12 protein-coding genes are annotated in these 12727 nt (G+C 48.1%); 7 read left to right on the forward strand and 5 right to left on the reverse strand.

Annotated features, from left to right (window positions below; translation table 11 throughout):
• Positions 1 to 124: 124 nt before the first annotated feature.
• The 5 genes from PHF15_RS08245 to PHF15_RS08265 form a co-directional block, all read right to left on the reverse strand.
• Positions 125 to 283, reverse strand: a complete 159-nt coding sequence (locus PHF15_RS08245) for a hypothetical protein (protein ID WP_300120249.1) — start codon at positions 281 to 283, stop codon at positions 125 to 127.
• A 12-nt stretch (positions 284 to 295) separates the two neighbouring features.
• Complete coding sequence (locus PHF15_RS08250) at positions 296 to 493, reverse strand: hypothetical protein (protein ID WP_300120250.1); 198 nt, start codon at positions 491 to 493, stop codon at positions 296 to 298.
• Positions 494 to 522: 29 nt separating this feature from the next.
• Positions 523 to 1053 (reverse strand): hypothetical protein, encoded by a 531-nt coding sequence (locus PHF15_RS08255; RefSeq protein WP_300120251.1) that lies wholly within the window; start codon positions 1051 to 1053, stop codon positions 523 to 525.
• Positions 1054 to 1265: 212 nt separating this feature from the next.
• Complete coding sequence (locus PHF15_RS08260) at positions 1266 to 1901, reverse strand: AAA family ATPase (protein WP_300120252.1); 636 nt, start codon at positions 1899 to 1901, stop codon at positions 1266 to 1268.
• 13 nt (positions 1902 to 1914) lie between these two features.
• Positions 1915 to 2550 (reverse strand): hypothetical protein, encoded by a 636-nt coding sequence (locus PHF15_RS08265; RefSeq protein WP_300120253.1) that lies wholly within the window; start codon positions 2548 to 2550, stop codon positions 1915 to 1917.
• 167 nt (positions 2551 to 2717) lie between these two features.
• On the opposite strand from PHF15_RS08265, the gene PHF15_RS08270 reads away from it, so the two are divergent.
• From PHF15_RS08270 to katG, 7 genes are all read left to right on the forward strand, one after another.
• The gene (locus tag PHF15_RS08270; RefSeq protein WP_300120254.1) at positions 2718 to 3449 is read left to right on the forward strand and encodes a hypothetical protein; all 732 of its coding nucleotides are present in this window, start codon (positions 2718 to 2720) and stop codon (positions 3447 to 3449) included.
• 299 nt (positions 3450 to 3748) lie between these two features.
• Complete coding sequence (locus PHF15_RS08275) at positions 3749 to 3973, forward strand: hypothetical protein (protein WP_300120255.1); 225 nt, start codon at positions 3749 to 3751, stop codon at positions 3971 to 3973.
• 23 nt (positions 3974 to 3996) lie between these two features.
• Complete coding sequence (locus PHF15_RS08280) at positions 3997 to 6378, forward strand: hypothetical protein (RefSeq protein ID WP_300120256.1); 2382 nt, start codon at positions 3997 to 3999, stop codon at positions 6376 to 6378.
• Positions 6379 to 6622: 244 nt separating this feature from the next.
• Complete coding sequence (locus PHF15_RS08285; protein WP_300120258.1) at positions 6623 to 7789, forward strand: DNA cytosine methyltransferase; 1167 nt, start codon at positions 6623 to 6625, stop codon at positions 7787 to 7789.
• Positions 7790 to 8116: 327 nt separating this feature from the next.
• Entirely contained in the window at positions 8117 to 8719 is a 603-nt protein-coding gene (locus PHF15_RS08290; protein ID WP_300120260.1) for a site-specific integrase, read from the forward strand.
• Positions 8712 to 10382: a recombinase family protein gene (locus PHF15_RS08295; RefSeq protein ID WP_300120261.1), complete on the forward strand. Its 1671-nt coding sequence runs from the start codon at positions 8712 to 8714 to the stop codon at positions 10380 to 10382. The genes PHF15_RS08290 and PHF15_RS08295 overlap by 8 nt, the downstream gene beginning before the upstream one ends.
• A 157-nt stretch (positions 10383 to 10539) precedes the next feature.
• Positions 10540 to 12723 (forward strand): catalase/peroxidase HPI, encoded by a 2184-nt coding sequence (katG, locus tag PHF15_RS08300; RefSeq protein WP_300120262.1) that lies wholly within the window; start codon positions 10540 to 10542, stop codon positions 12721 to 12723.
• Positions 12724 to 12727 lie beyond the last annotated feature (4 nt).

Consider the following 12727-nt stretch of genomic DNA (forward strand, 5'->3'; position numbering starts at 1 on the left):
AATAAACGCCATCGAAATAACAGCGTCCGTTGATCATATTTGGATGCAGAATATATGTAAGTTAAAAATCTACTGATCCAAAAGTGAAACCAAAAGTCAACTGAATTAGTAGAGATTGAGAATGTCAGCTTAGCTTAATCACAATAATACTGAGTCCAGAAGAAGGATCGGTGGCATATGAAAAATCTCTTGCTGTTGATTGCCTAATAACATTCAACAGTCTTTCCTTGCTGATTTTTGTGCCAGATTTTTCAATAGTCTTGATTGCGTCTTTATTGTTCATTATTTCCTCCGTTTAGTACATTTCTTCTTTCACGCGTTCAATATTCTCATCGTTGTTCCAATTAGAACGAATGAAAGCATTCAACGCATAACGAGCAACTGATGACCTTTTGTGTCCAAGACGATGGCATAGCTCGTCAAATCTATTGGTGAAATCTTGTGTTGCGCGGAAACCAACAACTTGATTCCGTTCAGGTGTGAATATTTCCATGTCGTTCTCCTATCTGATTTGTTTCACATCTATTTATTGGATCGCTTAATGTGGGTCAAATCCTTGCCTTTGGCGCTATAAACAAGCCAACTGATTGTTTCACCTGTCCGGATTGGCTCCATTAGGACAGAAGACACAATACTAATTGACTGAAAATCTTTCGTAAGCCGTGGACTTAATTTCTGCTCTACTTCATCCCACACACGATTTGTCATGCTTGTCGGAATTAGTAATATTGCATGAACATGATGCGGATGTCTTTTGTCAGCAAATGATTTCTTCAAACTAGATTCTTCGAATTCGTAATAGCAACCGAATTCATGAACCACAATCAATTCCTTAGCATGCCGACAAAGTCGCTTATTCACCTTCCAAACCACTTTGTGTTTGTACTGATCTAACCAATAGTCCGGTCTTGGAACAGACCCGGAGGCTTTGAATACAGCAGTTATTGCAAAGGGAGTCCAATCCTTTCTCATTGACTCTATCCATTCACTCTCTGCGTTCAGTAAAGTTTCTTTAGTTGGTATTATTAGGTCTGTTGGTATTAATTCAATCATTATTGATCCTTATCGGTTATGTAACAAAGGTCATACCCAGTAAAGGGCATCCAGGAAAACTTCCCGCGTAATCAAGACGTCATTGAAGTGCATGTCGCTGTCCTGATAAGACCCGACATGTCCATCTATTTATACGTGTGTAAAACCGTGAAAATTCGGAAAAAAAAGCCCGCGACTAGCGGGCAAATTGATGGTCACTGAAGAATGCAAAGTCAATCCAATATTGGCTCGTTCATCAGTTCATATTGCATTGTCTTAATCATGCTCCTAATGTCAGGAAAACACTGTCGAACAACGCTTTTCAAGAATGCTTCCTCTACCTCAGGATAATCTTCTCTAGTTGCTATTACCCTCAGCCGATCCAAAAGTGCTTGTTTGAATTCGGAAGATGCCATGAAGTCAAAGGCAACCAGATGAAATCTGGACTTAACAGCAACACTCAACCGTTGCGGTTCATTGGCGGTCATGATGAAGCAGTTGTTGGAAGAATACTCTTCCACCAATCCCCTCAAGGCTGCCTGAGCATCCTTTGACAAATAGTCTGCCTCATCCAGCACAACTACCCGTCTCGCGCCCGAGAAGGTCAAGGCGGAGCAGGTGCGCTCTAAGTTCCGCACCATTTCGATTGAATTCTTCATGGTACAGTTAATGAATAAGGTTTCGTCTGGATTGATTAATTTGGCGACGGTAGTTTTTCCACAACCTGGCTTGCCGTAGAACATTAGTGACATGCCACCTTTATCAGATACCAATTTGCGGAGCCGTGTTGCCAGCGCTGGTGGTAATACTAAGTCGTCAAATTTAGTGGGGCGGTACTTTTGTGCCCAATCAAGTTCGTTCATTTTCATCTTTGTCTCCTTCTTATGCTGCCAATGCCTGGGGCGTATCGTTGAGGATGTCCTGCAACGATTCGCTTTCTTCGACCTCAAAGTTGATCTCCTTCAATTCTTTCAAGATGCGTTTGAGTTTCTTACTGACCGCGTCATCAGGGCAATTTGGCAGTCGAACTTTGAAGCTAAATTCGTTGACTGTTCCATTTGGAACAACGTCGATGACAGCATCATCGGCGAGCACTGCCTTGGGTTTGCTTTGGGAGGATAGACCCAACTTTTCCCTAACGTTTGTTCCAGCGAGGCACGGGTTAATTACGCCCTCGTCGATCTTCGACGCGAATGAGTCATCGCTCATCGTTGCGATATGGTAAACAGTAGTCCATGTGTTGGGCAGCTTGTCGGCATTCGCAATCAGCTGGTCATATTTGCTTCCAATTTGGATAAATTTCCGTATCGTTGATGACTCTGACTTGTAGCCAATGAGCTCACAGAACTTCTCAAATTCAGACTTGATCCCCTTTGCCTTCATGTCTGAAACGACTTTCCCCATACGCAGGACTGATTCAGCGGTCTTCCTTGCATAACCATTGAATTTTGCTGCCATTTCGTTGGCACGAGGTGGTTCATTCAAATCTATTAAATTGCTAGTAACAAGTGCATTCATGATAATTTCCATTTCTAAAAAAGTTAAGTTAAACTGTTGATTTATAAAGACCTTTTCCTCTATCTCTCAACAGTTCCTATTTTATAGATTTCACACTTTTTTCCGACTGCTTAGATAATTGCTGCATATAAAGTGTTAGCATATCTGTTCCATTTGGAACGGTGAAAATGAAGAAATCTGACAACTCCCGGCACTTCCCATATAAGCACCCGACTTTTGGCACCAAGCACAAACCAAAAGCTAAGTCTGCTTGGGAGGGGTCTGTGTATTACTGGTGGTGGCAGCACTTGCGGCGCAATCAGGACTATCTTGAGACTTGCGCCAATGATGGGCATGGCAAGCTGGAAGCGACTTACAAAGAGTTCGGGGATGTACGCAGTGATGACTTCAAAGCGTGGTGGTCAGACGGTGGTCGTGGCGGTCACTTGTTTGCGAACCCTCGTGCGGAGGACTCAATAAGGGTGCTTGGACTGAACGAGGCAGCGCTAGGCAGCGAAGAAGCCCTGACCGTGAGTATTCCATTGAATCTGCCTCGCAAAATGATTGAGCAGCGACTAAAGCAGCTTCTCGATACACATCACACGGGCAAACGTGGGCATCAATTGGCGAAGAAGAGCACGGCTAGGTTTCGTGTCCACGGTCAACCTAACGTGCCGGCACTGGCGCAGGGACTTTTGGTTTATGACGCTGTGATCAAAGCAGCGGGATCTTCCCCAAAGACTCCGCATTGGAAAATTGCAACCGACTTGAAGATTGTTCCCCTGGAGCAGCGCGTATTGGCGAAAGATACAGATGCCGAAAAGACCGACAAGAAGAGGATTCTGACGATCACGGTCAGCCGCTATATGAGGCGGGTACAGGAGTCGATTCGACGTGCTGGGGAAGGAGTTTTTCCTTAGGGCTCGTCTTGAAGTCTTATTTCCACTTGCTGGATTCCAGAAGTTCGGCTTTGCCTCGAGGCAATGACTGCCTGAAATCCTGCCAGTTTCAGTCACACATCAACTGTCGACTTCGTCCATATAGCTTCACATGCGGCAAGCATTACACCCAGAAAACAAGGAAAAAGCGAATTTTTCTGACGATTTTGAGCATCCATGACTACAAACATTGTCTACAGACTACACAAAGCTCCTATGTACTGTACAAAACCAAAATGCAGTGCTACGATTGCATTTCAAACTTGTTGAAAGGACATGAAATGAGCGAAAAACGTCAAAAATTTGTTGAGCTCGCTGAAAAGAGAGTGACGAGAGCAATCAAGGATTTGCGTTTGATCGGGAATTTGTCGAACAGAAACAACTACACCTATTCAGACTCAGATGTACAAAAAATCGTCTCGGCACTTGACATGGAGGTGAAAAATCTAAAATCGAAGTTCGCTACCGATGACGGAAAAGCAGTGCAAGTATTCAAACTTCAATAATTTAATCTTAAAAGGGAGCGCGTATGGAAGAAAAATTATCAAGAAAAATTGCGGAGCAGATGCTCGCAGCTCATTCAGCCGACGATATCAAGGCGATCATTTCCGACACCGAGTTGGACTATTGGTTCTCTGCCGATAGCAATTGGAAGCCCTACGGTGGTCGGGAAAAGAACTGGGACACAGTTGGCAACCAGCAGGCAAATGCTGTAGGCTCGTTGGTGGAGTTGATTACCAACGCTGTGGACGCAATACTCCAGCGTAAGGCTCGTGAAGCTGGATTAGTGAATTTTCGAAGCGCAGAAGCACCCCAGTCGATGTTTGAAGCAGTTAAAAGGTACTTTCCCCATGTGGTGGAAGGAAGAATAGCCAACCTTGGTGCGAAGCAACGAACAGAGCTCGCTGAAAAGTGCGTGATCATTGGTGTCAAACGAGCCAGTCGTATCAATAGCAAATATCCTACATACACGATCCTTGACCGCGGAGACGGTCAGCTCCCTGATGATTTTCCAAATACATTCTTGTCCTTAAGCGAACGCAATAAAGAGGGAATTCCATTTGTGCAAGGTAAATTCAATATGGGTAGCACTGGAAGTCTCCGATTCTGTACGTCGGCGAATATAAATCTTGGGCATTACAAACTATTAATATCAAAGCATCCTGGACAGAACTATTGGGGCTGGACTCTAATTAGGGTACGAAAGCACCGCGCGGGTGAATCTCTGCCAGTTGCTGAGTATTTTTGCCCGGGTGGACAAATACCACGATTCAGATCAGAAACTTTGCAAGGACTTGGACATCCAACGATCGGAGTCGTATCTGATGGGACAATAATTAAACTTTATGAATATGATGTCGGCGCACCAGCACATACCGTGGACATTGGTTTGTATGATGCATTGACAGTAAGCCTAGTCGACTGTGCACTGCCAGTCCGTGTTTATGACTTTGACGCTAAACCTGTCGATAACAAAGGAGACTTGCGAAAAGAGGGAATCGCAGCTCGAACGTTTAGTGGGATGAATGCAACCCTCGTAAATGAAGCTGAGGAGAGTTCCGATGACGGGGTTATCGTTGGCGCCAAAGACACTGAATGGCAACATTTGGTACTTGAAGACAAGACGGAGGACTTAGGGGTAATTAAGATAGTGGCAACAGGTGTAAAAAAACTTAAAGACTACCTCCTAAAACAACCCGCGCGAGTATTTTATACAGTAAATGGACAAAGGCATGCTGTTGAGCGCGCTAGCTTTTTGAATACAAGAGTTGGTCTGGGGGATATACGAAATCACGTAATCATTAACGTAATCTGCGATCGAATGGATACAACGGCATTATCTAATATATTCATGCCGGACAGAGAAAGGAAGGTTGATAATAATCAATCTCGTCAACTTGAAGAAACTGTGATCAATGCTCTTCGAAATGACGACAAGCTTCGTGCTTATGCAGCTGAAATTAGATTGCGTAGGGCTACAGAATATGTTGATGAGACAGAAGAGTCCAAGGAACTTCTGGAAGAGCTTGTAAAATCTGACCCAGATATTAAAGAACTGTTTGGGCTAGGTGCAATGTTGCCTGAAATTACGCATGTTCCAGGCGGTGGAATCATTTTTGAAGGGAAAAAATTTCCAACAATTCTTGTGCCGTTAAATTTGAAACCTGAGGGCAAATTGCTGGTTAAAGAAGTGCCAATAAATGCAACGCGAAAAATTGAATGTGGTACTGATGCTGAAAACGAATATCTTTCTAGAATTGACTCTCCAGGTGAAACATGGTGTTCGTTGACGCCTGACTTGATGCCGCACAGTGTTAAGGTGCGCAATGGAACTGCGACATTCACTATCAAAGTTCCCAACTCAGCGAAGGTTGGTGATACCTGCCAAGTTGAGTTTGGCTTCGTGGACAATGGTAGAAATGTAGAGCCGCTCAAATTTGGTGTGTTGATACGTTACACCGAGGCAGAGGTTTCGAATTCCAAAAAAGGCGGAAATAAGACTGATACCAAGGCTAAAGTTGCTGACAGTCTTGCTTTACCGAAATTTGATTGGGTTGATCAGGCAGATTGGGATAACCATAGTTTTGATGAGAATTCGGGTGCATACGTAGCCGTAGGCGATAGCACAGTAGTTTATATAAATAGAGATAACAAGTCACTTCGGTACATGCGCGTCAAGGAAAAGGATGAGGCTGCGCGTCAAGTGTTCGAAACAATGTTTAAGTATGGTTTGGGTATATTTGCACTATCTATCCACCGAAAAGCCACTTTAGCGAGTGAGCACAATGCTGCCGAAGGTCAATCTCATTCAGGCGACATAGAGGAAACGGTGCGTGTTGCGTCAGACGGTATTGCTGCACACATAATAACCGTCATCAAGCGACTCGGAGGCGGAGACCTAGCAAAATAATGCTGCCCCGTAAGGGGCAACCTAGCATGATGAATTTGGCAGCATTGAGCGATTCCACGTAGACGTTTGTGGGGGGCTTTGGGTGCTTGCCACCTCGGTGGTTTCGAACGCGTGCCTTGCGAAGTGTGAGTTCGACCATGGGGATCGCTTTGTTGCACTAGAATCGGCGTACCCGGTCACGTGCGTGGATCGAGGCTTCGTCGCCCTTAGCGTTCACCAATACTGAGCTGAATTTAACTTGACTATGAACTCTATTCCTGTTGTTGCCATAGATTTTTTCTGTGGAGCTGGTGGAATGACTAACGGACTGATCCAAGCGGGGATCCACGTTCTTGGTGGAGTTGACAATCAGCCGCTTTGCGAGCGGACGTACGTACAAAATAAAAATCCCGACGGAACAAATCCAGCATATATTTGTAAAGATATTTTTCCAAAGACTAGGTCTCACCCCAACGGACAGCAGCATGAAATTCGAGACGCAATTGAAGTTGCTATTCGGAACTTTAAGCGACTGCATGGTATTCGTAAGGTAAAGCTGGTTTTTGCAATATGCGCGCCATGCCAGCCGTTTACGAAGATAACGAAAATTGAGATGTCCGAAGGTCGCCAGTTCAAGCGAAAAAATGATGCCAATCTGTTGACTACGACATTGGCATTAATTAAGGAGTTTAGACCTGCAGCGTTAATTTGTGAAAACGTTGAAGGTATGATTGGTAAAACTGAGGATTCTGTACTTGGAGGATTCAAGCGTACTTTGAAGAGGAATGGCTATTCATTCCAAGCCAAGGTAATCAACGCATCTAAGTTTGGTGTACCACAAAATCGTCGTCGAACCATTGGTATTGGTATCGATGCAAGAGTTTATCCGGGTGAAATTGAAGTGCCTGAGATGGATGAAGAACGTGATGGAATTGTCACTGTATCCGAGGCAATCGGTCATCTGCCGGCGCTTGCCGCTGGCGATGTTGATCCATTCGATCCAAACCACAGGGCGCGAGCTCTTTCGCCACTTAATTTAAAAAGAATAGCTAGCGCCCCACCTGGAGGAAGTAATGCTTACCTCTCCAATACTCCGTATGGTGACTTGACTTTGGATTGCCATAATCGATTAGAAGAAAAATCGGGTACGCGGTCATTTAGCGACGTCTATACACGTTTGAGTGGATCTGCTTTAGCACCTACTATAACGACCAAGTGTGTTTCAGTTAGCAATGGTAGATTTGCGCACTACGATCTTCGGCAGAATAGAGGTTTGACACCTCGTGAGGCTGCGTTACTCCAGACATTTCCAGAAGAATATATTTTTTATCCGGAAGACAATATACAGTTCTCAGCAATTGTAATTGGTAATGCTGTACCACCAAGACTAGCGGCTTACTTTGGAAACGCGATCATCAGAGCAATTGAATAGATTGCGATGATTAAATGTGACTTGTTGTGGTTTGTCTAGCCGCAGCGCAGCAGTATTCGACTGAACTGATGTCAGGTACTGTCTGTTGACATGACCTTATTTTCCAAATGCGTACCGGCATTTGAGAATACCCGGATCGCGCTCAACGATCTTCATCAAATGAAAGCCAAAGGCGATCTTTTGACTAAATTCATTATAGAATTACTAAAATATAATCAGACACTCTAAATTATTGATCTAAAAGGGAATTTGAGTCGACGGTAACAATGTACATATTCATCTCGTTTTAATAAAATGGCATTTGGCATTTTTATAATGGGATAAATTATGGCACTTGGTAAGCAAGCAAAAGTTTTGACCAAACAGCAAGCGGATGGTCTTTACCTATCCTTGGAACTAACAAGGGAACCCGAGCGTAACCGTCTCATCTTTCTGCTGTCGGTAAAGGCAGGTCTTCGCGCCAAAGAGATTGCGGGATTAACTTGGTCCATGGTGGTGGATGCGTCTGGGTTAATTGCTGAACAGATTTCTTTAGAGAATATTGCATCCAAGGGTAAATCTGGTCGCACCATCCCGATCAACAAGCATTTGAAAGGTGATCTTGAGGAGCACCTTTGTCGTGCTTTGCGACGGTGTTCATTGAGCGACCTTCTGCAGCAGAGGATCGTACAGACACAACGTGGAAGTGCTACCAGTGCTCAGGTTGTCGTAAACATGTTCAAAGGGTGGTACGCTAAAGCAGGGTTAGTTGGTTGTTCATCCCACAGCGGTCGAAGGACGTTCATTACGAATGCAGCAAAAAAGATATCCACCGTTGGCGGTTCCCTTAGAGACGTGCAGTGGTTGGCAGGGCACAGCAGTCTTCAAACTACTCAGCGATACATTGACGGTGATAGTGACGCTCGGCGAAAGGTAGTAGACCTTGTCTGACATCCTTCACATCTACACAAGGGTATCAACCGCAGTACAAGCGGACGAAGGTATGTCCTTGGACTTTCAGCGTGAACTGGGGGAGAAGCGTGCCAAGGACCTTGGTTTCGATTTCAAAGTTTGGAACGAAGGCGGCAAATCTTCCAATCACGAAGAAATCGACAAGCGACCCGTGTTGTCGCAACTGCTGACGGAAATTCAACGTGGGGCGGTCAAGCACCTGTTTGTGTATGACCAGTCTCGCCTATCCCGTAACGATTACGTCAGCTCCATTTTTCGATACGAGTGCAACAAGCACGGCGTCACCCTTTACAACAAGGAAGGCAAGTACGACCTTGCAAACCCTCAGGACCAATTTCTAAAGCAAATTCTTGATGCCGTTGGGCAGTTTGACAACGCCCAGCGAACCGAGCGGACACGACTTGGCAAATTGGCGCGGATTCGGCAAGGATATTGGCTAGGGGGACCACCTCCGTACGGATACGAAATTAAAGACCGGAAACTGGTGGTCAATGAAAATGAATCCAAATGGATCAGGGTGATCTTCGAACGGTATGCTGATCGAGTTCCACTGATGGATATCAAGGCAGAGTTGGATCGCAATGGCGTTGAACCGAGGCGGAAGAGAGGAACTTGGACACTTGGGTCATTACAAGCGCTGCTGCGCAATTCCCATTATGTAGGGCACTATGACTTTAAGGATGGGAAAAGTGGCGAGGAAATCCGCACTGACTGCCCACCAATTCTTTCAGCAGACCTTTGGACACGAGTTCAGGCAACCCGTGAACAAAACATGGTTCATCGAAGTGCTACTAACCCGGTCAAACATTTCTACTTGCTGAAAACCATCCTTCGTTGTGGTCATTGCGGGACGTGGATGTCCGGTATCTATTCAGAGCATCAGAGCAAAAATCACTACTACTGTCCAAAAAAGGAAAGGCAGTGGAGGAAGTTCCAGATCCCGGATGATGAAAAGTGGAAGCGTGGTCGGGTGTGTGAGATGACAAGATCATTGAACCTTGCAGCGACAGACGATCTTGTGTGGAATGCTGTCCTTGATGCTTTGTCAAAGAGTTCACTGATTAAAGAGGCAGTAAAAAGAGATGCCTTGGGCGAGGGTGGTCAACGTCTGAAAGCGTCAGATCACGAAGTCAAAGTTTCCACCAATAGGGTACGTCAGTTGAAAAAGACCCTGGCGAAGAGCGAGGACAGTCTGACTGATTTGGAAGCGGAACGCTTGATGGGGCGCATCACACCAGCTCAATATCCAAAAATCAAGGAAACCATCACCAAAGAAACACTCCAAATCAAAGCGGAAATTGAGCGTCTTGAGGCATTTGTCGCCGGCGTTCAGCAACAGAAAAGTTGGATTGATTGGGTTGGTAAATTCCGGAAAAAAATCGACGCTTACAAAAGTTTTACCCCAGAGCAGAAAAAAGAACTGCTACAGGGACTGGTGACCGTGATCGATGTTCACCTGATAGACAACCAGACACATTGGTTAGAGGTGCAGTTTCAGTTGCCGTTGGTTGATGACAATATTGAGCACTTGGATGTCACCAAGAAATCGGGATACGCTGTAAAGGACGGCACAAACGCACTCATGATTGAAATGAACTCACGCCCCTATGCCAAAAAAAAGTCGTTGCAATCAATGGGTTAGCGAATGGTAAAAGCGACATCAGTCAGTCACGGTGGAGTAGCGATCCCCGCCGCTTGACATGGCCATTTCCGCGTCCTTACGTCGCATCAGGTTATCCCGGCAGGGTGCGTTCAGGTCTATAGTGGTTCGGTTAACAACGCAACTCAAGGAGCGCGAAATGGAAAACAAGAATCCGAGTTCTGCTGGCAAATGCCCCGTCATGCATGGTGGCGCCACATCGGCCAGTATGTCAAAAACAGATTGGTGGCCCAAAGCGCTGAGCCTGGACATCCTGCACCAGCACGACAGCAAAACCAACCCGATGGGCGCGGACTTCAACTACCGCGAAGAGGTCAAAAAACTTGACGTCGATGCCCTGAAAAAGGACCTTAAAGCCCTGATGACCACCAGCCAGGATTGGTGGCCGGCAGATTGGGGCCACTACGGCGGCCTGATGATTCGCATAGCCTGGCACTCGGCTGGCACCTACCGCATCGCCGATGGACGTGGCGGTGGCGGCAAGGGCAACCAGCGTTTTGCGCCGCTGAACTCCTGGCCCGACAACGCGAATCTGGACAAGGCGCGCCGCCTGTTGTGGCCGATCAAGAAGAAATATGGCAACCAGCTCAGTTGGGCCGACCTGATCATCCTGGCCGGCACCATGGCTTACGAGTCTATGGGACTGAGGACCTTTGGTTTTGCCTTTGGCCGCGAAGATATCTGGCACCCCGAAAAAGACATCTACTGGGGCGCTGAAAAAGAATGGCTGGCGCCCAGTGGTGGTCCCAACAGCCGTTACTCGGGCGAACGCGAGCTGGACAATCCGCTGGCGGCCGTGATGATGGGCCTGATCTACGTCAACCCCGAAGGTGTGGACGGCAAACCCGACCCGCTCAAAACCGCCCATGACGTGCGCGTGACCTTCGAGCGCATGGCGATGAACGACGAGGAAACCGTGGCGCTCACCGCCGGCGGCCACACTGTCGGCAAGGCGCATGGCAACGGTGCTGCCGCCAAGCTGGGCCCGCCCCCCGAAGCCGCCGAGCTGGAAGAACAGGGCCTGGGCTGGATGAATCACACCAGCCGAGGCATCGGCCGCGACACCGTGACCAGCGGTATCGAGGGCGCTTGGACGACGCATCCGACCCAATGGAATGTCGGCAAAGGCGGCTACTTCGACTTGCTGCTCGGCCACGACTGGTGGCTGTACAAGTCTCCGGCGGGCGCCTGGCAGTGGGAACCCGTCAACATCAGGGAAGAAGACATGCCGGTTGACGTCGAAGATCCCTCGATCCGCTGCAAACCGATCATGACCGACGCCGACATGGCGATGAAGTTTGATCCCGCGTACCGCAAGATCGCCGAACGATTCCGCCAGGACCCAGCCTATTTCTCGGACATGTTTGCCCGCGCCTGGTTCAAGCTGACGCACCGCGACATTGGCCCCAAGGCCCGCTACATTGGCCCGGATGTGCCCAAGGAAGACCTGCTCTGGCAAGACCCGGTGCCCGCGGGCCGCACCGATTACGAGGTGGCTGCCGCCCGGGCGAAGATTGCCGCCAGTGGCCTGAGCATCAGCGACATGGTGACCACAGCCTGGGACAGCGCCCGCACCTTCCGCGGTTCGGACAAGCGCGGTGGCGCCAACGGCGCGCGTATCCGTCTGGCTCCGCAAAAGAACTGGGAGGGCAATGAACCCGCCCGGCTGGCCAGGGTGCTGGCCGTGCTGGAAGGCATTGCAGCGCAGACCGGGGCCAGCGTGGCCGATGTCATCGTGCTGGCCGGTAACGTCGGCGTCGAGCAGGCGGCCAAGGCGGCAGGTTTCGAGGTGACCGTGCCCTTCGCGCCAGGCCGGGGCGATGCCACGGCGGAAATGACCGATGTCGAGTCGTTTGCGGTACTGGAGCCGCTGGCCGACGGTTACCGGAACTGGCTCAAGCAAGACTTCGTGGTCAGCGCCGAAGAACTGTTGCTCGACCGGACCCAACTGCTGGGCCTGACCGCGTGTGAGATGACGGCACTGGTCGGTGGCATGCGCGTGCTCGGAACCAACTACGGCGCTACCCGGCACGGTGTGTTGACCGACCGGGTGGGTGCCCTGAGCAACGACTTCTTCGTCAACCTGACCGACATGGCCTACACCTGGAAACCTGCCGGGCGCAACCTGTACAACATCTGCGAGCGCAAGAGCGGCACGGTCAAATGGACGGCAACCCGGGTTGACCTCGTTTTCGGCTCAAATTCCATCCTGCGCGCCTACGCGGAGGTCTATGCCCAGGATGACAACAAGGCAAAGTTTGTCCAGGACTTTATTGCGGCGTGGGTCAAGGTCATGAATGCTGACCGGTTCGATCTGGCCTGAGTTG

The organism is Rhodoferax sp., from assembly GCF_028689295.1.
In the GTDB taxonomy this organism is placed as follows: domain Bacteria; phylum Pseudomonadota; class Gammaproteobacteria; order Burkholderiales; family Burkholderiaceae_C; genus Rhodoferax.